This is a genomic window from Mesorhizobium sp. RSR380A, assembly GCF_054719385.1.
The window spans coordinates 3,867,811-3,893,442 of sequence record NZ_JBTTIB010000001.1; the positions used below are offsets into that span (position 1 = coordinate 3,867,811).

General features: G+C 59.1%; 22 protein-coding genes and 1 pseudogene. 14 read left to right on the forward strand and 9 right to left on the reverse strand.

Going from position 1 to position 25,632, the window contains the following annotated elements:
- Positions 1–8: 8 nt before the first annotated feature.
- The 9 genes and pseudogenes from ACYG9Z_RS18670 to ACYG9Z_RS18710 all read right to left on the reverse strand — a co-directional run bounded on the left by ACYG9Z_RS18670 (position 9) and on the right by ACYG9Z_RS18710 (position 10,279).
- A complete protein-coding gene (locus tag ACYG9Z_RS18670; protein WP_023751968.1) occupies positions 9–3,230 on the reverse strand; it encodes a type I restriction endonuclease subunit R in 3,222 nt (1,073 codons plus the stop codon).
- A complete protein-coding gene (locus ACYG9Z_RS18675) occupies positions 3,227–4,222 on the reverse strand; it encodes a DUF4268 domain-containing protein (protein WP_023707984.1) in 996 nt (331 codons plus the stop codon). Before ACYG9Z_RS18675 ends, ACYG9Z_RS18670 begins: the two co-directional genes overlap by 4 nt.
- Entirely contained in the window at positions 4,219–5,478 is a 1,260-nt protein-coding gene (locus ACYG9Z_RS18680; RefSeq protein WP_084565747.1) for a restriction endonuclease subunit S, read from the reverse strand. The genes ACYG9Z_RS18675 and ACYG9Z_RS18680 overlap by 4 nt, the downstream gene beginning before the upstream one ends.
- Positions 5,475–7,046, reverse strand: a complete 1,572-nt coding sequence (locus ACYG9Z_RS18685) for a type I restriction-modification system subunit M (RefSeq protein ID WP_023707982.1) — start codon at positions 7,044–7,046, stop codon at positions 5,475–5,477. The genes ACYG9Z_RS18680 and ACYG9Z_RS18685 overlap by 4 nt, the downstream gene beginning before the upstream one ends.
- Before the next feature lie 82 nt (positions 7,047–7,128).
- A complete protein-coding gene (locus ACYG9Z_RS18690) occupies positions 7,129–7,350 on the reverse strand; it encodes a hypothetical protein (RefSeq protein WP_023707981.1) in 222 nt (73 codons plus the stop codon).
- A 147-nt stretch (positions 7,351–7,497) separates the two neighbouring features.
- Positions 7,498–8,208, reverse strand: a complete 711-nt coding sequence (locus tag ACYG9Z_RS18695) for a hypothetical protein (protein ID WP_023709142.1) — start codon at positions 8,206–8,208, stop codon at positions 7,498–7,500.
- 90 nt (positions 8,209–8,298) lie between these two features.
- Positions 8,299–8,640, reverse strand: a pseudogene (locus ACYG9Z_RS18700) (HNH endonuclease signature motif containing protein); the annotation flags it as partial.
- Between the two features lie 235 nt (positions 8,641–8,875).
- Positions 8,876–9,292, reverse strand: a complete 417-nt coding sequence (locus tag ACYG9Z_RS18705) for a hypothetical protein (RefSeq protein ID WP_023707979.1) — start codon at positions 9,290–9,292, stop codon at positions 8,876–8,878.
- A gap of 333 nt (positions 9,293–9,625) precedes the next feature.
- Positions 9,626–10,279: a hypothetical protein gene (locus ACYG9Z_RS18710; protein WP_023707978.1), complete on the reverse strand. Its 654-nt coding sequence runs from the start codon at positions 10,277–10,279 to the stop codon at positions 9,626–9,628.
- A gap of 234 nt (positions 10,280–10,513) precedes the next feature.
- On the opposite strand from ACYG9Z_RS18710, the gene ACYG9Z_RS18715 reads away from it, so the two are divergent.
- The 14 genes from ACYG9Z_RS18715 (at position 10,514) to ACYG9Z_RS18780 (ending at position 25,583) form a co-directional block, all read left to right on the forward strand.
- Positions 10,514–11,101: a recombinase family protein gene (locus ACYG9Z_RS18715; RefSeq protein WP_023707977.1), complete on the forward strand. Its 588-nt coding sequence runs from the start codon at positions 10,514–10,516 to the stop codon at positions 11,099–11,101.
- 118 nt (positions 11,102–11,219) lie between these two features.
- A complete protein-coding gene (locus ACYG9Z_RS18720) occupies positions 11,220–11,774 on the forward strand; it encodes a hypothetical protein (protein WP_156931533.1) in 555 nt (184 codons plus the stop codon).
- 630 nt (positions 11,775–12,404) lie between these two features.
- Positions 12,405–12,917: a hypothetical protein gene (locus ACYG9Z_RS18725; RefSeq protein ID WP_023707974.1), complete on the forward strand. Its 513-nt coding sequence runs from the start codon at positions 12,405–12,407 to the stop codon at positions 12,915–12,917.
- A gap of 61 nt (positions 12,918–12,978) precedes the next feature.
- Entirely contained in the window at positions 12,979–13,443 is a 465-nt protein-coding gene (locus ACYG9Z_RS18730; RefSeq protein WP_023709139.1) for a hypothetical protein, read from the forward strand.
- A 292-nt stretch (positions 13,444–13,735) separates the two neighbouring features.
- Positions 13,736–14,422 (forward strand): hypothetical protein, encoded by a 687-nt coding sequence (locus tag ACYG9Z_RS18735; RefSeq protein ID WP_023707972.1) that lies wholly within the window; start codon positions 13,736–13,738, stop codon positions 14,420–14,422.
- 10 nt (positions 14,423–14,432) lie between these two features.
- The gene (locus ACYG9Z_RS18740; RefSeq protein WP_023707971.1) at positions 14,433–15,101 is read left to right on the forward strand and encodes a hypothetical protein; all 669 of its coding nucleotides are present in this window, start codon (positions 14,433–14,435) and stop codon (positions 15,099–15,101) included.
- Positions 15,102–15,302: 201 nt separating this feature from the next.
- Positions 15,303–15,779, forward strand: a complete 477-nt coding sequence (gene rnhA / locus ACYG9Z_RS18745) for a ribonuclease HI (protein WP_023707970.1) — start codon at positions 15,303–15,305, stop codon at positions 15,777–15,779.
- A 238-nt stretch (positions 15,780–16,017) separates the two neighbouring features.
- A complete protein-coding gene (locus tag ACYG9Z_RS18750; RefSeq protein ID WP_023707969.1) occupies positions 16,018–16,314 on the forward strand; it encodes a hypothetical protein in 297 nt (98 codons plus the stop codon).
- A 523-nt stretch (positions 16,315–16,837) separates the two neighbouring features.
- On the forward strand, positions 16,838–20,671 hold the full coding sequence (locus ACYG9Z_RS18755) for a caspase family protein (RefSeq protein WP_198020712.1): 3,834 nt from the start codon (positions 16,838–16,840) through the stop codon (positions 20,669–20,671).
- 177 nt (positions 20,672–20,848) lie between these two features.
- Positions 20,849–22,243: a multicopper oxidase family protein gene (locus ACYG9Z_RS18760; protein ID WP_023751970.1), complete on the forward strand. Its 1,395-nt coding sequence runs from the start codon at positions 20,849–20,851 to the stop codon at positions 22,241–22,243.
- A 153-nt stretch (positions 22,244–22,396) separates the two neighbouring features.
- Positions 22,397–23,719 carry an NAD(P)H-dependent oxidoreductase gene (locus tag ACYG9Z_RS18765; RefSeq protein WP_023751971.1) on the forward strand — a complete coding sequence of 441 codons (1,323 nt, stop codon included), beginning with the start codon at positions 22,397–22,399 and terminating at the stop codon, positions 23,717–23,719.
- Positions 23,720–23,790: 71 nt separating this feature from the next.
- Positions 23,791–24,033, forward strand: coding sequence for a type II toxin-antitoxin system VapB family antitoxin (locus ACYG9Z_RS18770; RefSeq protein WP_023689347.1), 243 nt, complete (start codon positions 23,791–23,793; stop codon positions 24,031–24,033).
- Positions 24,033–24,425, forward strand: a complete 393-nt coding sequence (locus ACYG9Z_RS18775) for a type II toxin-antitoxin system VapC family toxin (RefSeq protein ID WP_023751972.1) — start codon at positions 24,033–24,035, stop codon at positions 24,423–24,425. The genes ACYG9Z_RS18770 and ACYG9Z_RS18775 overlap by 1 nt, the downstream gene beginning before the upstream one ends.
- Before the next feature lie 258 nt (positions 24,426–24,683).
- A complete protein-coding gene (locus ACYG9Z_RS18780) occupies positions 24,684–25,583 on the forward strand; it encodes an MBL fold metallo-hydrolase (RefSeq protein ID WP_023751973.1) in 900 nt (299 codons plus the stop codon).
- Positions 25,584–25,632 lie beyond the last annotated feature (49 nt).

Consider the following 25,632-nt stretch of genomic DNA (forward strand, 5'->3'; position numbering starts at 1 on the left):
TGCCGTCCCTACAGCGCCGCATGTTCAGTTGAAGGTCCCATCCGCTCGAACACGAACTGATAAGTCCGCTGGACTTTCTCCTCGAACAGCTTGCGGTCGTAGACCTCGGGCAGATAGGCGTCGAACTCCTCGCCGATTGTCTGACGTACGCCTGCCTTTGCTGTTTCCTTGGACCGCCAGTCGAGAACGAGCTTCTCCTTCTTGAGCTTGGCGAGCAGTTCCCGCGCCAGCTTCTTGACTTCCATCTCCTGGGTCATTGTCAGCTTCGGTTCGGGCTTGGTCAGGATGTCGAAGATCGCGAGTTCTTCCTCGCTCAAGCCCTCCCGAATGTGGCGCTGCTCTTCCTCGTCGAGATCGCCGACAAAGGCCATCAGTTGCTGGAACAGCTCCTCGATATCCATGCTTCCGGTGTTGTATTCGTCGATCAGCTTCTGCAGCCGCTCCAGAAGGCTGACACGCGCCGGGTTCTTTGCGACCAGGTCTTTTGCCCGTTTCTCCGCCGTGCCCCTTAAAACCTCTGTGGCGGTCTTCTTGGACCCCTGGGCGAACAGTGCGGCAAGCTTATCGAAATCGATTGCCGACAGGTCGAGCAACTTCTTCAGATCGGCGCCTTGAAGGATTGGAACCCGGATCGCGATCCCTGAAATCGCCTGATCGACGAGCCGTTCGATCTCTGCGAGCACAGCTTCAAGGTCCTTCGACGGACCGGCCCTTGTGAGGCTGCGCATTGTCTCGGCTATGACTTGAAGGACAACCAAAGCACCTCGATAGGGAAGCACGGCTGGGTCTGGCAGAGCTGCCTTAAAGAGCTTCCATGCCTTGCCCACAAGCCCAAGAAACTCGCGTTTGGCGTCGTCGGTGCCGAGCAACGCTTCTGCGGCATGCCTAACCTTTGCAGCGCGCTCGAAGCCCTGTGCGGCGATGATCGCATCGGGATCAACCCCTCGCTCGGCGGCAAAGGCCAGCGCCTTATCCAACGCCACCCTCAGTTCGGCAAGCAGTTGCGCTTTCTCCTTGATCGGATCGGTCTCAACTCCAGGGCGGGGCTTGGCATAGATGGCCAGCGCCTCCTTGAGGTCCCGGAACACGCCGACATAGTCGACGATGAGACCCGCCTGCTTGCCTGGCGCGACACGATTCGCCCGCGCGATCGTCTGCATCAGCGTGTGGTTCTTCATCGGCTTATCGAGATAGATCGTCGAGCAGGTAGGCACGTCGAAGCCGGTGATCCACATGGCGCAGACGAAGACCAGCCTAAGCGGATCGTCCGCCGCCTTGAAGCGCTCGTCGAGTTCCTCCTTGACCATCCGTTGACGGTGCGGTCGTATGTCGGCTCCGCGCTTTGCGATGACCTCTATTTCATTCTGCGACTGGCTGACGATAACGGCCATGTCGGTCGCCTCCAGCCACGTCAACTGCTCCTCCAGCGCCTTCCGCTCGACAGCATCGAAGATTGCTGCAATCCGGGTCCGCTCCTGCTTCAGATGCGCTGTCCAATGCATCTGCACCTTGTCGTACATCCGCACGGCAGTCGCCTTGTCGATCGCCACGAACATCGCCTTGCCGCGATAACCGCGCCCAGTGAAATGACGCACCAAATCGGCTGCGATCTTGTCGAGCCGGTCATCGTTGGTGATGAGGTGGTATTGTTTGGCGAACCGCTTCGCCAATTGTTCTTCCGCTTTGGGGTCGAGCCCAGCTTCTTCGAGAACCTTGGCTATCTCCTCGTCGAGGTCGGCACTCTTCAGTTGCAGTTCCGGCAACCGGCTTTCGTAGTAGAGGGGCACCGTCGCGCCATCCGCGATCGACTGGGCGAAGTCGTAGACCGAGACATAGTCGCCGAACACCTCGCGCGTACGTTCCGCTTCGCCTGCGATCAGCGGTGTTCCGGTGAAGCCGAGGAAAGCAGCGTTGGGTAGCGCCGCCCGCATGTTGGCGGCAAGCACGTCGTACTGGCTGCGATGTGCCTCGTCGGTGATGACGATGACATCGGAACGGTCCGACAGCATTGGATAAACCTCTCCGCGCTCGGTGCCGAACTTCTGAATCAGCGAGAATATGTATCGTTCGTTCCCGGTCAGGAGTTCCTGGAGATGCTTGCGCGAGCCTGCCTGAACCAATTGGCGGTCCTTGGTCAGTACACCGCAAGAGGAGAAGGTATCGGCAATCTGATCATCGAGTTCCGTGCGATCGGTGACGATGACGAAGGTCCAATCGCCGGGACGTTTCCTCAGCACCTTGCGGCTGAAGAACATCATGGAGAAGCTCTTGCCCGAGCCTTGGGTGTGCCAGAACACCCCGAGACGGCCTTGGTTCTCCTTCAGCTTGCCTACAGCCTCGATCGCGCGGTTGACGCCAAGGTATTGATGGTTCTTGGCGATGATTTTGATCAGGCCCCTCTCGCCCTCTTGGAAGGCAATGAAGCTCTCGACAATGTCGAGGAAGCGTTCGGGGCGACAAGTGCCTCGGATCAAGGTCTCCAAGGAGACGACGCCCTCCTCCTCCTCCTCGTCGATCTTCTTCCAATCGGCAAAGAACTCGAACGGCGCGAGCGGCGCTCCGAGCTTGGCTTCATGGCCATTTGACAGGATGACGAAGGCGTTGGGGACAAAGACCTGTGGTATTGCGGTTCGGTAGTCCTTGAGATTGCCGTCGTAGGCGTCCGCAATCGAATGATAGAGCGCCTTGAGTTCGATGAAGAGCAGCGGGATGCCGTTGACGAAACCGACGAGATCGGCACGGCGGGTGTAGAGATCGCCTGAGAACCAGACCTGATTGGCCAGTAGGAAGTCGTTCGCACTGGCATTCGCCCAGTCGATGATGCGGACTGTTTCGTCGCGCAGCGATCCGCCTGGCGAGCGAAGCTTCACCTTCACGCCGTTGCGCAGCATCTCGTGCAGATCGGCATTCGCGCGAACTGGCTCCAGTGCCGCGCGTTCACTTGTCAGCAAGGCATAGGCTTCATCAAGTGCCGACTGCGGCAGCCCAGGGTTCAACGTCGAAAGCGCCGCCCTGAGACGGTTGGGCAGGAAGGCGACACGGCGCGATTCACGTCCCTCTGGGCTTTGCCGGGGCGTACCAGGGGTGCCAAACTCGCCATAAAGATTAGCGGCCTGCCAGCCGAGAACCTTGAAGAGGTCGATTGCAGGTTGCTCGATAAGCTCATTTTCCGAGAAGCCGCGATAACTTTGCGTCTTCTGTTCAAAGATGAGATCGCCCCCGTCGCTCATGCGTCCTCGTCGGGCTCCCCAATCCCACCGCCATCAGCACCAAGATCGAGCAATTTCACTCGGGGGGCGAATGCCTGCCGAAACCTCTGCATCCTGTCGAGCATCCAGGCGTGCAGGTCGGAATAGCCGCTCGCCTCCGAAGGGTCGACATCGTTCATGTAGAGCGCAATGCGGCTCGCCTTCTTGTTAGGCAATTCCTGCCATTCAAGCGGCTCGCCGACAGCGGCCTCGATCGCCGCGCGGTCGAGCTTCAGCTCGCGGATGCGAACCTTGAGCGGGTCGTCGAATAGATAGAGCTCCACACCGATCCGTCGCTTGCTGGTGCTGATCGTGCAGAGGATTGCGAACCCAGCGCGACCGATGCGAAATTGGATCCAATTGTCCTTGTTCTGTCGATTAATTGCGAAGGAAGGATCGTTCTTGCGCAGATACTCAGCGAACGAGGCCCAATAAGCCAAACGAACCTTGTGCCGATCAGCTAGTTCGCCCTCGCCGGACACCTTGGCGTCTACGGCGCGCGCCCAATTGTTGGGTTGGGCTACGACGCGAAAGAACGGCGCCGGGTCGCTGTCACCAATCTTCAGCGCTTCGACCTCCACCGCGAAGAAATTGAAGCCCTCCTTGGTCGCACTGTTCAGCCAATCGATTGCGGCGCGATGATCCTCGCGAATCGTCTCTGCGATCCATATGGCGGTGGCATCGCTTCTCTGGCTGGCAATGTAAGTGATAAGTTGCCCGAGGTGCCGGTGATCGGTATTTCCGAACTGGTTCTCGATCAGCACAGGATTGCCGCTTTCGTCCTCGGCGAGAATGTCGAGACGGAACTCGCCGGCCGGCAGCTCAGTCGCCTTCAATTCTAGTTCGCCGATTTGCAGCGCCTCTCCGAGCAAGTCGAGGTTCTCGGCTAGCCATGGAGTGAAGGTCTGAGCTTCGTGAAGCCACACAGCCTTGGCGGAAATCGCCGTCAACCTCCCAAGTTTGGGAAATGTCATTCCGCCGCCTCCAGAAGCGGCTCTGCTTCCGACACATCGATCGCCGCGGAGATCAGTTTGGGCAAGAGGAGATCGCGCTGTGCGCGAAGGTTGCGGTTCTGCTTGGCGAGGGTCATCGCCAATTCAACGCTCGGCCAGATAATGCCGTCGAATGCCGCAAGGGTGTCGCCATCTGGAACGGCGACAGCATATTGCCTCAGTACCTTCCAATCCGCCCGTGGCATCTTGGTGCCATTCGATGTCTGCACCGCATGGGCAACGAAATCGTCGGAGGATACGACGGCAAGTACTATCGATCTAAGGGACTTGTCTTTTGCTCGAATTATGATTGCGTCCGAAGAAGCCACACCATGGCTCGGCGCGACAGCTACTTTGTGGAAATATGGGCGAATTTTGCCGAACAAAATGTCGCCGTGCATGTATCTCAACTTCAAGCTTGTCACTCCGTCCACGGCCCCCCATTCTGTTAAAGTGGTGGAACGTCTCGGAATGTGTTCTAGGCCGACGTATGGAATCGACGTGTCCAACTCGGCCGGAAGACATCCGTCACGGATGTCATTGGCTAGTTCTTGTAGCTGAACCATTTTCCAGCCTTGCGGGAACGGCCCACGCGGGCTGTCGATGAGCGGCAGGCCTTCGCACGCGGGCGCACGGAGACGGACGAACCACTCTTCGTATACACGGCGCGCTGTCTCCTCCAAGATCGCGATGCGCCGAAGATTGTTCTCAATCAACTGGTCGTAAGACGAAAGAACGTCCGCAATGCGCGATTGTACCGCTAGTGGCGGAACGCAAATCTCAAAACGCTTGATCGTCGTGCCGCTCAAATTTCTCTGAGCGCCTCCTAAGGCCAAGCTCACCAATTCGGAGCGGCGGTGCATGAGCGAATAAAAAAGATACTCGGGAATGCAAATGCGTTTGTTAGGAACAAGAGCGCAACAAGCCTGATTTGAAGCCAATGGACGGTCCACGATCCCAAGCGTGCCAATCGTGCTCCCGTCACCATACATGGCTATCAATACAGTTCCAGGAGGATAAATCTTGGCCGAAGACCGTTCTAACGCGTCATTTGTGATCCATTCAGAGACGTCGTTAGCACGCACATACCAATCCGCTAATTCGCCGGTCTTAACCCACGGAATAGTTCCGTTGGCATAAAAATTCGGAAATTTGCGGGACGGTGTGCCGCCACTTGTCACGCGTTCGCAGCAAGCCGATATCGGCAACTTTTGCCAACTTGCAGTGCCGAGTCTCATGAAGAACGGTCCAATACAACTGTCAGATTTCTAGCGATTGAATTTTCCAGCCTTCGAGCCTCAACCGTGAGCACTTCAAGCTCTTCCTGAAGCTCCCCCAATGTTTCTACGAAATCGACATCGTCCAATTCATTCGTCATCGATCCTACGTACCGGCCGGGATTTAGACTCCAGTTCTGCGCTGCGATTTCGGCGCGATTTGCAACCTTACAAAGACCGGGGACGTCGGCATAGGCTCCTTGGAAACCGTTGGCCTCCAGCAATCCATGACTATTCCACTTGGCCTCGGTCTCCTCGCCGCGCCACAGCCGAACGATATTAGCGAGGTACTCTATCTGGGCATCGGTGAAATCGCGGTGTGCTCTGTCAATCTGGCGGAAAGTATGTCTGGCGTCGATGAATAGCACCTCGTCCGCACGTTTACTTTCACGCTTGGCCTTATTGAGGAACCAAAGGGTGCAAGGCAACGTAACGGTATAGAAAAAATTCGGGCCGACTGAGACAATGACATCGACGCCTCCAGTTTCGACTAGTTTTTGCCTTATTTCTGCCTCCGAGCCGCGAGCATCCGACGCTGAATTGGCCATAACGAAGCCGGCTCGGCCGGTATCGTTCAGTGCCGTCCAGAACAGCTCGATCCAGAGATAATTGCCATTGTCTGCTCTCGGCAGGCCGAAGGGGAAGCGGTCAGCTCGTTTGGAGACCGTTTCCCTCTCCTTGTCGACGCCAGTGACGTTGAAGGGCGGATTGGCCATGACGAAATCGAACTTGTCGACCACGCCGCCGAGATCGGCGAACGGCTCGTCGTAGTAGGCATTGGCATCCATGATCGTCCCGCCGAGACCGTGGACGGCGAGATTCATCTTGGCAAGCCGCAATGTCTCGCTGACCTTCTCGATGCCGTAGATCGAAAGCTCCTTCTCAGGGGCATTCTGGTGTGCGCGGACGAAATCTGCCGAATGCACGAACATGCCGCCCGAACCGCAGGCAGGATCGAGGATGCGCCCGCGATAGGGCTCGATAATCTCGACGATCAGTCGGACGATGCACGATGGTGTGTAGTACTCGCCGCCCTTCTGCATTTCCTGCAAAGCGAACGAGCCCATGAAATATTCGTACACCTTGCCAAAGGCGTCACCAGCGATCTCGATCGGGGCAAGGAGCTTGATCAACTCGCGCAAGATGCCATCGCCTACCGCCCCGTAGTTCTTCGGCAAGGCATCGGCCAAATCCGGATTGTGTTTCTCGATATCCTCCATCGCATGATTGAGTGCCCGGCCAAGGTTCGACCCATCGGGCAATTGCAGAAGATGCGAGAAGCGCGACTCCGGCGACAGATAGATGACGTTGCGGGCCTTATAAGCATCAGGTCCGGGCGGCCCGAGGCGGCTGCCTTCGCGCGGCTGCAGTTCCTTCTCAACCGCCGCGAACCTGCTTTCCGCATAACGGAGGAAGAGCAGCCCGAGGACCGGTCGGGAATATTCCGACGGCTTGAGCCCGGAATTGGCGCGAAGCTGGTCCGCCACGCTCCATAGCCGCTTCTCGATCTCGGCCAGATCAATCGCCATCGGATACACTCCCCCTATGCACCACGAAGCAATACAGCCCTTGGGTTAATGATGGCAACCTAACCTTCAGGTATCGAGGGGTTTACAGCTCGATCTGAATGCCATGGTAGATGATCGCCGAGCCGGGGTTCATCCGAATACCCCAGCCAGGGTTCTTGATCATGAAAATCGCAGCCTCTTCGATCGTGACAAACTCCTTCGCGTTCGCGACCTCGTTGTCGCTGCGCGGGAAACATTTGTAGTGAGTTCCGGACAGCCGATAGGCTTCCTTCTCGACGCCGTTCGTGACCGCATAGATGCGCATATGACCCTTTCATACCGAAATATTTTGCAAAAAAATCCGTCCGCCCAATCAGGTAGGCGGCTACCGAACACTCCCCCCGTACCCCGGCCTTTGTCTCTAGGCCACCTCGGAGTTCAAGCTGTTGCTCGGCTGGAAACGCTTCGCACGCTACGCTCCGTCAAAATCGCTAAGCTCCTCATAAGGGTCTTCGTCGGGATCGAAGTCAATAAACCTGCCGAACCTAGGGCTGTAATCCCTGCGCTTGAGATCCCCATATCCATTTGAGATGCCTATCGCCGTCCCTCGGATTACAAGTCTGTCGACATCTCGATCTACGCTCCGCACGTGAAGTAATGTGCCCGCTCGTTTTGTGCCGGATAGCCAGTCGCTGTGCGCTGAAGATGACAGTGCTTCCCAATTGTCGAAAGTAAACTCTACGCTTACACGATTTGCTTGCCGTACTCCTCGGGTCGTTTGTCCCGGTCCTTCATGGCTTTTGGTCAGACTCTTGAAGGAGTGTGCTCCTTGCACGAATACAAAATCGCCTGTCGCGAGAACGTGCGGCAAGTCCCCTCTATCGAGATGATCCGAGATGTTAAACACTACAAGGCGCCTAAGGACGGCCGTCATCACGCCTTTCGTGTATCGGTGGAGGTGTAGTATCTCGGGGCCTTCATACATATAAAAAGTATCAGAGCTGCGTGGGCGCAACGCTCCATCAGGGAATATCAAGGCGAGAATTAATGCATTGTCGAAACCGGTAACCCTGGTGAAGTCGACGTCTAATTCCTCGGCAAGTTCGAACAAGCGTAAATGATTAAAGTATGCCCAAGAATTGTACTCAACGCTAGACGACCTTATTATTGCTTCAGCATCCATGCGTCGGACCTGCTCTTCCCAGGTTTGCTTTGCATTTAAGATCGCAGACCTATCTAGATTTCTAGAGAGTTCTTTATGACTGTGCGCATGGCCGTGATCATCTAGGCACAAAACGGCCAGATTGTTTGCATCGTGGCTACGGCTCTCCTCCCACGGGACTATGTGATGAAGGATTATGGGCTTTTCATGCTCTCGGCACACGCAACAGGTAAATCGATTGGCGAAGAGTACACTGGTCAGAATGGTCGCTGGAATGGGAGGGCGATTTTCATTTAGGATAACGCTAGACGCAGTAGAGTTGACTCCAAGAGACGTCAGCTCTGGTAGAGTCTTGGACTTAAGATCGGCAAGCGTCATCTTGGCGTCGACAAGCCTGCGAGCTGTGCCGGCATCTATCCCCCTGGCCAGAAACGCACGTTCGCTTCGGTTCATCTTTTACCCCCCCCGCGTTCCGGTTGTACTGCTCCTCGACGGCTTGTCCAGATGGGCAGGTCTCGTGGTCGTTATAGACGACGAGGTTGAAGGTGTGAGCTGCCAGGGTCCGCTCGATCAACCTTCCAGGCACAACAAGCCCATTTGGCCTTACACTCAATCGTGCGAAATCGTGCATTAGCGTCGGTTTGTTCATCGCTGCGAGTTGGGTCTCAGTGATACGCTTAGCATCGCCTCATGCACGCGCATCGTCCCAAGCCTTGAGGTTACTTACCAAGCGCCGGACCGCGCGCGCCGCACCGTCAACATGGGCAAGCTTGTAGAGGCCAAATTCTGTCGCACCCAGGACATGTGCATGAACATTGTTTCGATGATCCCAGAGCTGCTTGAGCAAATCGGCATCCGCCTGAGTGACCCAGTTTCTTTGTACCGCCGTATCCAACCTCTGTTTCACACCGGCTCCACCACCACCGAGGCCCGGCTCAGCTGGGATACGAAGGGTCGCCTCCAACACGGTGCCGAGGGTTATGATCATCGATTTGAAGCACATCTCCTGGGCTACGCCGGCGAGGTCGGTACGATGCGTCAACCACCACATCGCGTCGAAGTACATGAGCCCGTAAGCGCACGTCGTACGCTTGTCGTAAGGCATGTAGCGAGGGAATGCAGAGCGAAAAACTGCGGCTGTCCGCATTACACCGCGTGGAAATCTCACGCGAGCTGTCGCGCTGCTTTGGTTCCCCAAATAGTCCTGAATTTCCTGAAGTAGCGCTCCGGCCCTCACGGCTGCGTCTGCTAACTCTTGTTCGTTCTGAATAGGCACAGCGTCCCCTCTACTGATCATTAGATCTGCCACTCAACCGGCTGGTCCTGCCTACATTGGCAAGGCTCGCCAAGCGGCTTCCGAATGCGACTGTGTGCCGCCTAAGGGTTCACCTCGAAGGAGTGAAGCCGTTTGGTCTGGCGGCCCACGACAGTCTACGGCCTACTTCCGGCGCTTCGCATGGAAAATCAGTTCGAGCGCGCTCGGTACGTCCGCCCCGCTGGTCACCTTGAAGAGGGTGTTGCCCCTATCATCCTTAATTGGCAGTTTGGCTATGGGCTCGAAATGCTCAACCGGCCCACGGATGGTGATCGAAAGCTGCGAGACCCTCGGCTGAATGATGACATACCAAAAGTTGTCAGGTGTCTCGCTGAAGTTGCGGGCAAGACCGCGCTTCAGTTCACCCTGCGAACGCTGACGAACGCCGTCTAATAGCGCTGCCGCTGCCCGCTGCATAGGGAGAGGGAGCAGGTCCTCGGCCAGTGATAGAAACTGGCGGTCCCCGGGTGCATAAGTCACCACCGGTGCAGCGTTGCGGGACGTGATCGAGGCTTGACTGCTCGATGTCGGCGTTTCAGCCGCAATAGCGATTGCCTCAGCTTGGGTTCCTACATTCACCGCGACAGCGTCGTCCACATCGAACTGTAGGGTCCGCGCCTTGGGGTCGAAGTTGCAGGCCTTGAGAACTACTATGCTGCGCTGACCAGTTGCGGACGGCGCCGCTCCAAAAAGGCGGATCTGATGCGGAGGCATTTCAAAGGTCCAGAGGCCGGGGCCAACACCGGCCGCATTGGTTGCTGTGATCATCAGTCCCATGGGTAGCTCCTTCAGTTAGAAATCTATCTGCGCAGATAATCTGCAGATAGTCAACGTCAGGTCGCTGCTGCATTGAAGATGGCGAGTTGTCCAGCAAGCCGGTGTCCAGATGGGCAGGGTCCATCGGACGTCCGGCTGGGCACCTCGTTCCATGTCCAGAAGAGCGGGTATTGACTTTTGGACACAGTCGACTCAGAAGTCTAGGCTCTATTGGACACATAGAAGGGGCTGGACATGCAGATCGGTTACGCGAGAACGTCAACAGAAGAACAGGTTGCAGGTCTGGAGGCGCAAGTACGTGATCTCCAGGCTGCCGGTTGCGAGGAGGTCTACTCGGAGCAGGTGTCGGCGCTCGGCGATAGGAAGGAGCTGGAGCGCGCCCTCGGGTTCCTGCGCAAGGGCGACACGCTGGTCATCACCAAGATCGACCGGCTGGCACGCAACACTCGCACGCTTGGGGAAATCGTCGATGACCTCCACGAGCGCGGCATTGGGCTGAAGGTGCTGCAATTCGGCAAGGAGACGCTCGACACGACTGGAGCATACGGACGGCTGATGCTGAACATGTTCGCGGCCTTCGCCGAGTTCGAGCGCGACCTGATGAGGGAGCGGCAGAAAGAAGGTATCGCCAAGGCCAAGGGGGAGCAGAAGTACAAGGGTCGCAAGCCGACGGCACGGGCAAAGGCCGGGGAGGCCGTAACGCTATTCCGCGAGGGGAAGAGCGTGTCCGAGGTCGCGAAGGCCGTCGGCATCGGACGTGGCTCGGTCTATCGCGCGCTTGAGGCTGCGGGCCTGAAGGAGGTTGCTCCTCCTCAGCAATGACTCGCAGGCTGCCAGTATAAAGGCTGATCATGCAAAATGAAGGCACTTGCGGCGTGGGGCAGTGACGTCGCTGTGGGCGCGGCCTGAGCCTCGATCCCAACTTCACCAGGAGCGAGATTTGATTTCCACTGAAGAAAGGCGACGACGGGATGCCGAACGGCAGCGTCGATGGCGGGAAGCCAATCCGGAGCGCCATCGGGAACAGCGTCAAAGACGATACTTGCGCAATCCTGAGAAGGCCCGTGAGAGTGCCCGTTTGAAGTCCCAAAACTGGCGTCAGACCAATCCGGAGAAGGTGCGCGAAGCCAATCGCAAATACCATGCGGCAAATCCAGCAGCCGCCACTGAACGAAAGAGACGATGGCGGAAAGTTAATCCTGACAAGTCACGCGAAGAGGTGAAACGGCGCTATCGGGCTGATCCCATGCGAGCGCGAGAGAAACAGAGGGCCGCAACAAAGAGATACCGCGAAACAAGGGTGACCCCCCTTGCTGTCGAGATCGTCCAGATGTTCAAACTATTGGCGGAAGAGGCACGCTTCGATTTTGCGCGCGAACTAATCGCTGAGGGCACGAACAGTCGTTGCACAAGGCTCGCGGTGAGAACGTGGAGGGTCAGGCCGTGGATAAAATGGTACGGCGAAAAACCCGACAAACTGGAAGCTCTTGAATAGGGTCGGCAACCGATCATTGCCCCGCGCTCAACGCCATAGCATCGCGCAGCATGGCCACCTTGGAGCTCAGACGCGCCAAGTGCCTAGAATTTTTCGTTCTTATTCCTCAATGACTTAGCTCGAAGGAGGCCCCAGACTCTACATTTCTTATTAAGTACGTTTGCGTACCAGTACTAAATCGTACATATATGAGTCACCGAACGGATGCCACGGGGCAGAAGGGAGGCCCCTCAGACCACTGAGGCGCAAGTGATGATCCTTCCGCGGAAGCTCGGAATGGGGAGCTGAAGAGCGAAACAAAGGCGCATGTAGGCTTCGCGGACCGGCTTGAGACCGGACCGTACTGGCCTGAGGTCCCGGATAACATCCGCGCCGGGATCACCTCAGGGCGGTGAGAGGGCCGAAGCGGGGTCCCCACTCAGGTGGGGCCTGAAGCGTCCAAAAGGCGTTGCAAGGAAGCCCAACCGGCCCTGCCAAGTGAGTCCAGACGCTCACCTCTGAATGCAGTCCCTGACCTTAAAAGGCGCGAGGGGATACAAGAGCCGGAGGTCAATTGACCAAAAGAAGAAGAACCACTCGCTCAGCTCGCTGAGTCCCACCAGCATTTTCAATTAAAAAGGAGAACAGAGTTTGAGCTACGAAGACCTCAGCCTCGAACAACTCGGGGCACAGGCCTATGGCCACTACCAGGCCGGTGAGAAGAACAACAAGAGAGCGAATGACCATGCCAAGTCCTGCGGCCTCTACCTGATCGAGGCCAAGAGCCGCGTCGCCAAGCGCAAGGACATAACGTGGCCTCAGTTTCTGAAGGCCCACTGCGACATCGGTCGGTCCCGCGCTGACGAGATCATCATGATCATTGAGGGACGGACTGAACCCACGGCTCCCGCTAACCGGGTTCGAGAGTGGCGAGAGAAGCAGGCTGAGGTTCGCCGTACGTACGGCAAATCATCCAAAATTCCTCAACAGAAACAACAAACATCCCGCTGCGCAGCCGACAGGGAACGCGCCGAAGTGGAAGCCAGAATCGATACCATACTGAAGGGGTTCACAACGAACCAGCTCAAGGATCTTGAGGTGCGCCTTCGGAATGTCTCTCGCGCCGGGGGCTGCTTGGCGATTTGGACAGCAGCGGCGGCTTAGACAGGCCTTTCGAAGACAATGCATCACAACCGCGAACACGATGGAGGGAACCGAATTACCAATGAAGCAACCTGCGAAGCAAAAGAACGAGACGAAAGCCCGCCCAGTTAAGCCTCACCTAACCGACCGTGACCGCTACACGGCAACGGTACGCGCCATCATGATCATTGAGGAGTTCATCAAGCTCGCCCCGGACATGCCTGTCCGACAGATGCGCCTGTTTCTCCTCATCGCTCTCAACCCCGACCGACCCATGGCCGAATACGCTCGGCTAATCGACCTTGCTCCTGGTGGGCCGTCAGCCCGTCATTTCGCTGCCCTGAGGTCCGTTGACGAAACTGAAGGATATGGCACCAAGAAGCTACGTCACACCGGCCTCGGCCTGATCGAGACGTACTCCGACCCCAACGACAAGCGCAATCAGTTAGTCCGCTTGTCCAGAAGGGGTGAAGGGGTCCTCAACTCAATCATTCATTTTATTGAGGAGGATCAGACCCTCGGGCAGCAATACCGCGTCCGCGAATGAGCAAGGCTGCGCAGAAATCAACATGTGGTTCCATTCAATCTGGCATCACTAATGCCAAACAAGGAGCGCCGATCTTTCTGTAACAACTGTTGCCAACCAACTCCGGCACGCACCCCGGATCACCTTTGGCGCGACCGGCGAAATCGAGAGCCGTCCGTGTCTCTTGCTCCAGGGCTAGAAACCACGTTCGGACCAGCACACGGGGTCAATTTGCCAGAGCCGATCGCGTGCCCAGCATCGCCTCGTCTGTCCCGAAATCACTAAACCAAATCGAGAGAAAGGAAATAGAAGCATGTGCCGTGTCGACGGCTGCTATCGAGCACCAACGAAGTTCAGCCATCTTTGCGAATACCACAGGAACGTCGACCGAGTTCACGGCGATCCGAGGCAAAGAGGCGTCACCAAGACCGAACTCAAGCCGTACCAGAAGGCCATTCGCGACTATCTCGCTAGGCGCTCAGGACCGAGAGCCGAAGCTGTCATCATGGGGGACTGGGATCGCGTCACAAGGCGAGCCGAGGAGTTCCTTGAGGCAGGGAATCGCGGCCGACCCCAGAACGTCCATGAGCGCCGCGCTGCGCAGATGATCGTCAGCGTTGGCAAGGACTACCATGCGATGGAGATTGCAATTCTTTGCATGGCCCTTGGGTATTTCTATGCCGACCAGCCTCGACGGTGGGCGAGCGACCGGGGTTTCCAGTATCAGGCAGCTCGCATGTTGCGGCGGCTCGCTCAAGGCGAGACGGACTTCACCTGGAGACCGGAGGGCACGATGGTTCGGAGCTCGACAAAGCGCTGCCCGCCATCGGTTACCCGAGCGCTGTGGTCGTCAATCGAGGCGACCAACTTCATTGGCTACGGCATCCAAATCAGACGAGAGATTGAGAAAGGACGAGAGCAGAAACGGAAAGACCACATCGCGGACCTGAGGGAAATCCTCGGACCCGGCGCATTCGCCGTCAGAAGCGAAGCAGCGTGACCCGGAGTGAATGCAGTACACGGCAGAAGTTCTCGACCGCGCCTCTGGCGATCTCAAGCTCGTCTCTCTCGGCGACTGGATCACGGTAACTGAATACGGAGAAAGGAAAGGAGTCGGACGGCGGAAGGTCAGAGCCGTACTGACGCAGGTCGGACTGCTTCGGGAGGAGACCGAGGCTCCGATCTCGGGGAAGTCCAGGGTCACAAGAAGGCGTCTCACCCGCGAGGCCGTCGAACAGGGCCTTGGAAAGCGCATCTATCCCGCCAAGGAGGGGAACTATCCGTTCGATGTCCTCTCTCCGGAAGGACAGGCATGGATTGATGCTCGGTGGGATGAAGGGGTTGCCGCCATCTCGTCGGCAATCGCCTCAAGTCCTTTGGCCGAGGAAGCGAAAGCTTGCTGGGAGAAGTTTCGGGCAATCCGACGCTCAGAGCTGACCTCGCAAATGGAGGTCTGCTTCTTGCTCGACCATTTCCCTGATCTGCCTCAGGTCGACATAAGCAGGATCACCGGCGTGTCGGAACGGATGGTCTCCCGCTATGTCACGATACGGGCGGACCAGATTAGGAAGTGGACAGCATTCAAGAATAATTCCCTTCCCGACCACCTCAAGGTGACCTCCAAACCTGAACTGATAGACCCTCGCCCGGAACAAGCTTTCGGGGTCCCACCGGAGTGAGATTCCTGTGATGTCTTCCGACTGGATACTTACATTACAGAAGGACTTACATCGTCGAAAAATGCCGATGATTCGTCAGATTGGCGGATTGTCGTCCCCACATCCCGAAACAATCCACACACAGTCCCGACGATCGCGCTGCTCTCTGATCGGCGCGGTTGTCTTCTTCCACCTATGACCCTCAAGGTTAGGAACTCAACAATGAACGATACCAAGGCCTATCATTCAGGCCAGCACATTATCATCCATACCGATGGCGCGTGCATCGGCAATCCTGGCCCGGGTGGCTGGGCGGCAATTGTCCAATTGCTGGAAGGCTCGAAAGAGCTGAAGCGCAAGGCGCTGACTGGTTCGGCCCGCAAGACGACGAACAACCGAATGGAACTGATGGCGGCGATTGAGGCGCTTAAACTTGTGACGAGCGGCAAGCCCGTGGTGTTGCGCAGCGACAGCCAATATGTCGTGAAGGGCATAACTGAGCGGTTGCCCGACTGGATTGCCAGGGGCTGGCGGACCGCCGGCAAGACGCCCGTTAAGAACAGGGAGCTTTGGGAAGAGCTGAGTGCACTCGTAGAAGTCCGTTCTGTGGCTTGGGAGTGGGTGCGCGGACACAACGGCGATCCGGTCAACGAGGAAGCCGATAGGCTCGCCAATGCGGCCGCTCGGATGGCTTGCTAGGCTGAACGAAGAACCGGGGCAGGGACACCTGGACTGACGACCTCCAACTCAATCGCGAGGCCTCGGTGAGCACCGGGGCCTTGTCCCTGTTTGCGTCGTATTGCTCGTACATGCAGAAGTCCGCGATCCGCGTGGCAAGGCGCTGCCAAAATTTGCGAAACACAGATGTGCGCATAGCACCCGCCGTGGTGCTCGGCGGCCCGCTGGACCGAATACATCACAGAAAGGAGAATATCGAATGGGAATCAATGACAGTGGGGCGAGGCTCTTCGACATCAGCACTAATGATGTCTTGAGCCCGGAATATCGAGAGCATGTTGTCGGCGGCAAGGTTGAGCCGCTCATGAACGCCGATGCGGTGATCAAAATGATACGGTCGTCCGACACCTCGCACGCACGCGAACTCTGGAGGAAATATCGAAAAGCTCTGGCGAAGCTTAGGCGGGTGGGTGAAGGGCGCTCTCCCGAGAAGCTTCGTTCGACCGCTTTGATGCGGGCAATGCAGCAGAGTGGCGTTGAGATAAGCGGGGTATGAAGCTGGAGTCTTGCCAGCTGGACACGGGGCTGGTACACAGATTCCCAATTGGGTGTCAGAAAGAATAATAAAAACAGATAGTTGTGATGCTGCTGATCGAGTTCAATCCTCTCTCGCAGCACCAGTTCATTCCTTTGATTTAAAAAGATGCAGTCGCGAAGTCCGGGTCTCGTTGCGGACCAAAAAAGCCGGCTGACGCAAAAGTGCCAATCCCGCGCATCCAACCGTGGCGCCTCGCCCGGAAACATTGAGAGAAAGAGGCTCTACGGGGCCGGACGACTGCTCAACAAGTCCGGACCTGTCAACTCACGAACAGGCCGGTCTGGCCGTATCCGGCATGCTGAACACTACCGCTCGCACGCTGAAAGCCAGCCTCCTCGTACGCATATCCACGACAAGAACACAGCTCGCCCAAGGACTTGCCATCGGCCGGCCATCATGATGCCATCTCGCCTGCGGAAGATAGCGTCGGGTTTTGGGGTAGAGAATGCTCTTTGGGCGAACGGCAGGTGCGACAGGGCGCATGTGCGCGGCAATTGCCGCAGCACTGGTGTGCCTATGCGCGTTTGGCCCCGCTTTGGCTGAAGAGCCGAAGGCGCTGAAAGGCGTCGCGCTCATCATCGGTCAGTCCGACTACCAGCATGTCGGCAAACTGCCCAATCCGGAAAACGACGCCCGCGCCATCGAGGAGATGTTCGACAGGCTCGGCTTCGAGACCAATGTCGCCACCAACCGCGACGCGCGCAAATTGCGGCGCGATCTCGAAGGCTTCGTCGACGATGCCGAGGGCGCCGATGTCGCCATCATCTACTATTCCGGCCACGGCATCGAAGCCGGCGGCGAGAATTATCTGGTCCCTGTCGATGCCGATATCTCGGCGCTCGACAATGCCGGCGAAAAGCTGGTGCCGCTGTCGTCCATCGTCGCCGAACTGAAGGCCAAGGTGCCGGTCACCATCGTTCTGCTGGACGCCTGCCGCAACGATCCGTTCCCGCCGGGCACGCTCCTGAAGCTGGCGCCGGGCGACCAAGGCAAGCCGATCGGCGCCGGCGGTCTCGGGGAAACGCGCGGCGTGGTTTCCCTGAAGGGCGGCGCCGACGCCAAGGGCTCGGTCGACGGCAGCCTCGGCCAGGTCATCGCCTTTGCCGCCGAGCCCGGCAAGGTTGCGCTGGACGGTCCGGCCGATGGCAACAGCCCCTATGCGGCAGCGATCCTGCGCCACATCGACACGATGGGCGGCGAGGAATTCGGCACCGTTCTGCGCATGATCGGCGAGGAGGTCTATCTCAAGACCAACGGCCAGCAGCGGCCCTGGGTCAATGAGAGCCTGCGCCGGCTGCTCTATTTCGGTACCCCCGCCGAGGCACCGAAAGGCGATGAGGGCGAAATCCTCAGGGAGCGGCGCCAGCTCCTGCTGACCATCTCGACGCTACCCGATCCGGAGCGCCGCCAGATCGAAACCATATCGCGTGACGGCAAGGTGCCGATGGATGGGCTTTACGCCATGCTGAAGGCGCTCGGGGTCGACATACCCAAGGATCCGGCTGAGCTCGACAAGCTGCTGCGTGGCCAGACCGAACGGCTGAAACACGTGTTGGCCGAACGCGAGACTTTGAAAAACCCGGACCCCGAAATTGCCAGGCTATCGAAACTCGCCGAACAGGCGGTTCAGGAAGGCGCGCTCGAAGCGGCGCAGAAATTCAACGAGCAGGCCAAGGCCCGCATCGGCGAACTTTCGTCTACGGTCGACCAGGCCGAGGCCGAGCTGAAGGCAAAGCGGCTCGAATTCGCAAAGGTTTTCGCCAGCAGCGCCAGAACCTACGAGATTTCCTTCAACTTCAAGGAGGCGGCTCAGGACTACGCCAAGGCCTATGAGCAGGCCGCGAAATGGAGCGACGAAGATGCGTTCTACTACAAGGCGGCAGAGGCCAACGCTCTGTCGGAACAAGGGGACTTCTCCGGCGACAATGCGTATCTCGCCCAGGCCCTGACAGCCTATGAACAGGCATTGACCTATGTCACCCGCGAAAAGTTGCCGCTGCTTTGGGCGGCCACCCAGAACAATATGGGCGCCACGCTTGCTACTTTGGGCGAACGGGAAGCCGGCCGCGACAACCTCGACAAGGCAGCTGCCGCCTATGAGCAGGCGCTGACCGTCTATACGCATGACGCCTACCCTGACGACTGGGCATCGACCTATGGCAATCTGGGCACGGTCTACTGGCGGCTCGGCCAGCGCGAGAACGGGACGGCACTGCTTGAGCGGGCAGTCGCGGCCTTCCGCTCGGCGCTCGAGGTACAGTCGTCGAAAAAACTGCCGCTTGAATGGGCGGCGACGCAGAACAATCTCGGCATCGTGCTGTCCGAGATCGGCGAACGCCAGACCACATCGGACAGTTTTCGCGCAGCGATATCGGCGCATCGCGCCGCGCTGACAGAATATCGCCGGGATCGCGTACCGCTCGACTGGGCATTGAGCCAGATCAATCTGGGTGTCGTTCTGGCGAGCCTCGGCGCGCGCGAAAAGGATGTACCGACGCTTGAGCAATCGGTCGCGGCCTTCCAGGCGGCGGCTGAGGAGATGACCAGGGAACGCGCGCCGGCGCAATGGGCGACGATCCAGAACAATTTGAGCACCGCATTCGAGTCGATCGGCGAGATCAACGGCGATATCGCCGCGTTGCAGCGCGCGCGGGAGGCGGCGGAGGCAGCGCTTTCGGTTCGGACGCGCGAGCACGCCGCGGCGAGCTGGGCGAACGGCCAGCTGACGCTGGGCAACGCCTTGCAGCGCCTCGGCGCCAAGCAGAAGAACAAGGAACTGCTGCTGCAGGCAGCCACCGCGTACCAGGCCGCTCTGTCCGAATATCCGCGTGAGAAACTGCCGCTTGACTGGGCTTCGCTGCAGCAGAATCTGGGATCGGTCAACGACACGCTCGGCGATCTCGATACGGGAACCGATTACTACATTCAGGCGGTGACCGCGTATCGTCAGGCATGGGAGGTCTATGCCGCAACCGCCGCGCCGGGCGAGTTCGCTTCGATTGGTTACAGCCTTGCAGGCACGCTATCGAACTGGGGCGAACGCGCGGGGGACATCTCGACCCTGCGGCAGGCGATCGATGTCTACGGTCAGGTGCTCAGGGTTCGCACCCGCGACAAGGACCCAGCCAATTGGGCCAAGACGGAATTCCGCCTCGGCTGCGCGTTGATGATGTCAGGCAAGCTGGCCTCTGACGATCAACTGCTGCAGCAATCGGTCGACGCGCTGCGGGCGGCGCTCGACGGGCAGACGAAAGGCGGTGATGTCACGGAGATCGGCCAGACGCGGCGCGTGCTCGGCCAGACCCTGTCGATCCTGGGCGACGATACATCCAACCTGGACTTGCTGGCGCAAGCAGCCGACATGCTGGAAGCCGCGCTCCCCGCCTACTCCAAGGACGCCGACCCGGAGGAGTGGGCCAATATCAATTACGACCTCGGCTTTGCCGTCTACAGCCAGGGCCGGATTGGTGGCGACGCCACGTTCTACGCCAAGGCCGTGCAGAGCTTCGAGACGGCAGCGCGGATCTACGACGGTTTTCCCAACCGCATGCAATGGGCGCGCACCAAGGGCGATATCGGCAATGCCTTGCTGATGGCCGCGGACGGCAAGGACGTCGAGTTGCTCACCCGCGCGATTGCCGCCTATGACGCAGCGCTCAGCGTGGTAACGCGCGAGAATGCGCTGGCTGTCTGGGAGAACAATCAGAACAATCTCGCCGGCGGGCTGTCGAGTCTTGGTTACTGGGCGAACGATGTCGGCAAGCTGAAACGAGCCGCTCAGATCTACCGCGACCTCGCCACGGTGCGAACGATCGCCCGCGATCCCGATCTCTGGATCACCAACCAGACCAGTCTCGCGCAGACGCTGAGCATGATCGCGGCCCGCGAGCCTTCGGCTGAATTGTACGAGGAGGCGATTGTCGTCAACCGGGCGCTTGCCGAGCAGCTCGGTCGCGACCGCGATCCCGAACGTTGGGCCAATGCGCGCAACGAGATGGGCTATGCCTTGACCATGGCCGGCCGCGCCGAAAACAATGTCGCGCATTTCGAGGAGGCGGTGTTGGTCCTGCGCGAGGCGATCGTGGTGCAAAAGAAGATCAATTCGGTGCCGGCTGTCGCCTTCACGCAGGACAGCCTGTGCGACGTGCTGGTCGATCTGGGCGCCGCCCACAAGGACAAGGCGATGGCACAGGAAGCGATCGCCGCATGCCAGGACGCGCTCGTCATCTTCCGTGACAAGAAGATGGACGATCTCGCCGCCGGTTCCGAAAAGAACCTCGCCGAGGCACAGGCGTTGCTGGCCGAGTTGCATTAATCCGAGCCCGCGCTATGCGGGCGAATGGTGGGCACGCCAGCGTTCACGCTGTTGCGCAAGCAGATGTCACCGGCTCGCCATGGCATGACAGAGATGCGATGTGGCAGTATCGGCTTGTGCGCCGGTCGCCACCCGTCATTCAGGACGACAGGTAATCATATTCCGTTGGAGCGCCAGATGACCCTATTCACCCGCCGCGGGCTTCTGAAAACGGCTGCGGTTGCCGGCGGTGGCGGCGTCGGGCTGGCAGCAATGACCAGGCTCAGCGGTTGGGCAGCTGTCACACCTGAGCCGGTGGTGCTCAAGACGGCAAAGATCCAGGCCAGGTTCATGGATGCGGGCGAGACCCGGGATGTCCTGACGTATGGTGAATCAGGCATGCCGCCTGTACTGCGGATGAAAAAAGGCGAGCCCTTTGCCGCGCGTCTCGTCAACGCCATCGACGACCCGACGACCATCCATTGGCACGGCATTCGCGTTCCAAACAAGATGGACGGTGTTCCCTTCCTAGTTCAGCCTTACGTCTATACCGGCGATCATTTCGACTACGCCTTCACGCCGCCCGACGCCGGCACGTTCTGGTATCACCCGCATTGCAACACGCTGGAGCAGATGGGCCATGGCCTCACCGGCGTGATCGTGGTCGAAAACCCCAACGATCCCAAATTCGACGCCGAGGCAATCGTCAATCTGCGCGACTGGCGCCTCGGCGACGACGCGCAGTTCATCCAGCAATTCCGGCCGCGCGATGCCGCAAAAACCGGAACCTATGGCACGGTGCGCACCGCCAACTGGCTCGACCAGCCGCAATTCGACGCGCCGGCCGGCGGGTTGGTGCGGCTGCGGGTCGCCATCACCGATGTCACCCGCATCTACGCGTTTCGCGTCGAGGGTGCGGAGGCCGCGGTCATCGCGCTCGACGGCAATCCGGTGCCGCAGCGTTTTGCGCCCGATGCCTTGCTGCTCGGACCGGGGCAGCGCATGGAGCTCGCCATCCGCATGCCTGACCAGGAGGGCGCGATCGTCAGCCTGGGCGACATCAGGGGCACCAAACCCAAGGTCCTCGCCACCTTGCGCGCCACCGGCAGCTCGCTCAAGCGCGACCTGCGCGGCCTCGCACCGCTGGAAGCCAACCCGGTGCCGGAGGTGGATCTCGCCAGCGCGAAACACATAGCGCTCTCGCTCAGCGCCACGGCGGAAAACGTGCCGAGCGACAGCATATGCGGCACGCTAGGCTACTCCTTCTGGGCCATCAACAAGGTACCGTGGCCGGGCGACACGCCGGACCCGACCGCGCCTTTGGCCGAGCTGAAGCTCGGCAAAAGCTATGTCATCGACATGGAGAATTTGACGCCGCAATCGCATCCGATGCATCTGCACGGCATGAGCTTCAAGGTGCTGTCGTCGTCGACACGCCAGGTTCAGCCGGTCATCTCCGACACCTATCTCATGCAGCCCAACGAGAAGGTTCAGCTCGGTTTCGTCGCGGACAATCCCGGCGACTGGCTGCTGCACTGCCACATCATCGAACATCAGAAAACCGGGATGACGAGCTATATCAGGGTGGTTTGACGCCGAGGCGGGTCAATCAGCCTCTACCGGGGTTGGCCTCACCTGTCGGGCCTGTTGCCGGAGAAATTGCCGCCGTCCGCTGGTTTCGTTGGCAAAGCGGGGCCGTTCCCTGCTATTCCCGCCTGCAAATCAAGAAGCCGTGGACACGCTTGCATGACCAATGTCGCCCTGACTGGACTGGCCCGCGATCTCGCCAGGCGCGCCGCCGAGGGACGCCCGGTGCGCATCGGCGTCATCGGCTCCGGCGAAATGGGCACCGACCTGGTCACGCAAGGCATGCTGATGCCCGGCATCTCGGTCGCGGCCATCTCGACACGCCGCCCGCACACCGCCCGTGACGCCATCCGCATCGCCTATGGCGATGAGGCGATGGCGGTCGAGGCGGACAGGGGCTCGAAAGTCACCGCGGCGATCGAGGCGGGCAAAATCGCCATTACCACGAACGAGATGCTGGTCACCAATCCGCTGATCGACGTCGTCATAGACGCCACCGGCAAGCCTGGTGTCGCCGCCGATTTCGACTTGAAGGCGATGGAGCACGGCAAGCATCTGGTGATGATGAATGTCGAGGCCGACGTCACCATCGGCTGCTACCTCAAGCAGCAGGCAGACCGGCTCGGCGTCGTCTATTCGGTCGGCGCCGGCGACGAGCCGTCGAGCTGCATGGAGCTGATCGAATTTGCGTCGGCGCTCGGCTACACCATCGTCTCGGCTGGCAAGGGCAAGAACAACCCGCTCAACCACGATGCCGTTCCGGACGACTATCGCGAGGAAGCGATCCGCCGCAACATGAACCCGCGCATGCTGGTCGAATTCGTCGACGGTTCCAAAACCATGGTCGAGATGGGCGCCATCGCCAACGCCACCGGGCTGGTCCCAGACGTTCCCGGCATGCACGGCCCAAAGGCCGACCGCGATCAGCTGGCCAATGTGCTCATCCCGAAGGCGGATGGCGGCATCCTGTCGAAGAAGGGCGTTGTCGACTACACCATCGGCAAGGGCGTGGCGCCCGGCGTGTTCGTCATCGTCGAGGCGACGCATCCGCGCATCGTCGAGCGCATGGACGACCTGCACATAGGCCACGGCCCCTACTACAGCTTCTTCCGGCCGTATCACCTGACCTCGCTGGAAGTGCCGCTGACCGCGGCGCGCATCATGCTCTATGGCCGGCCAGACATGGTGCCGCTGCCGAGGCCGGTGGCCGAGGTCTGCGCGGTGGCCAAGCGCGATCTCGCCATGGGCGAGACCTTCGATGCCATCGGCGAGACTTGCTACCGCTCATGGACCATGACCGTCGAAGAGGCGCGCGCCAATCGCGCAGTGCCGGTCGGCCTGCTCGAAGGCGGCAAGGTGCTGAAACCGGTGAGGAAGGGCGAACTGCTCACCGCCGACAATGCTACGCCCGACCGCACGACGAGGCTGTTCGCTTTGCGGAAGCTGCAGGATGATATGCTCTACGGGGCTGAGATGGCATGAACAGGCCAGCTCTCTGGCTTTGTCATGACAAGATCACTATATTGTAGTGACAGCGAACGGAGTCTTCCAGAATGAATCTCCAGATCAGAGACCCGCGCGCCCGTGACCTCGCCCGGCAGCTTGCCGAAAAGCGAAAGATTTCCTTGACCGAAGCGGTGATCGAAGCGCTCGAATCCGAGCTTCAGCGCGAACGTGAACGAGTTCCGCTGGCTGAGCGGCTGGCCGCCATATCGAACGATCTGAAGGCCAAGGCGGGAAGCGGCGGCAGGGATTTGACTAAGGATGAGATCGACGAGATGTGGGGACATTCCTGATGTTCATCGACACCTCGGTGGTGATCGCTGTCCTCGCCGGAGAGGAAGACGCCGCCGATTGGAGCCGCCGGATCGGGCAGGCCTCGATACGGATCACATCTCCGCTGGTCGTGCTCGAAGCGGCGATGCGGCTTTCATCGAAGTTGGTGGTGGAGCCGCTCTTCGCCGAAAAGGCGATAGAGGACTTCCTGCGTGAGGCCGAGATCGAGGTGGTTCCGATCGAAATCGGTGATGCCAAGCTCGCGATCCAGGCTTTTTCGAACTATGGCAAAGGTCGCGGCCACCCGGCTCAGCTCAATCTCGCTGACTGCCTGTCATATGCCTCGGCAAAAAGCCGTGGGATGCCCTTGCTCTACAAAGGGAAGGGCTTTTCCCACACCGATCTGGCCTGATCCTACTCCCCAGCAGCTTCGTCAGCCGCTCCCGCCCAGCAGGCCAAATGCTGCCGCGGTCGCGCCATGGGGCTTTTGACCTGCTCGCGCAACACGCCTGGTCATTGCGCTCGTGCTGACGGCGCAGACCCATCGGCTGCCATTGTATGATCCATTCATACAGTCTGTCTCTTTGATCCGGGTTTTTCAAACGATGCCGAGATGCCAATCTCCGAACGATCAGTTGAACCCCCATTGAGGATTGAAATCTTGCAAACCATTTGGACAAGACGCGAGACGATGAAAACCCTTCTGGCAACGGGCATGGTTGCCATGCTTCAGCCTCTGGCTTTTGCAGCTAGGGCCGCCGCCAAGCTGGAATGGACCTATTTTCAGGCTGACGAGAATGGTTTCCGCCGCACGCCGGTGCTGCTGACCGGGGAAAAAGAAGCCATCCTCCTCGACGGCGGATTTACCCTGTCCGATGGCCGTGCGGTCGCGGATGCGATCAAGGCGACGGGCAAGACCCTGACGACGATCTATGTCAGTTGCAGCGACCCTGACTATTATTTTGGCCTGCATCCCGTCGCGGATGCTTTCCCCGGCGCCAAGATCATCGCGGCCGCTGCGACGGTGGCGGCCATCAAAGCCAATGTGCAAGCCAAGCTGGATGTCTGGGGCCCACAGCTCAAGGACAATGGACCGAAGGTCCTGGCGGATGTCGTCATTCCCGAGGCATCCGATATCACCTCACTTGAAGTCGAAGGAAACAAGATCGAGATCGTCACCGTCGCCGATCTGAAAGACCGGCGGTATCTCTGGGTGCCCAGCCTTGAAGCGGTGTTCGGCGGCGTGCTGATCTCGTCCGGCGTACATGTCTGGGTTGCCGACGAGCCAACCGTAGACGACCGCAAGAAATGGATTGCCGCGCTTGATGAAATCACGGCGCGCAAACCCAAAATCGTGGTGCCGTCCCATCAGGTAGCCGGCGCGCCGGACGGTCTTGCGGCCGTGGAATTCACCCGCGCCTACCTCGAAGCCTTCAACGAGGAAGCCGGGAAATCGAAATCCAGCGTGGAACTGATTGCGGCGATGAAGCGGCGCTATCCTGATCTTCTTGACGTCTCGTCGCTGGAACTGGGAGCAAAGGTCGCTAAGGGTGAAATGAAGTGGGGCTGATACGGTTGGCCCGGGGCTAAGGCAGGAGCACACGGGCCACCTACAGCCC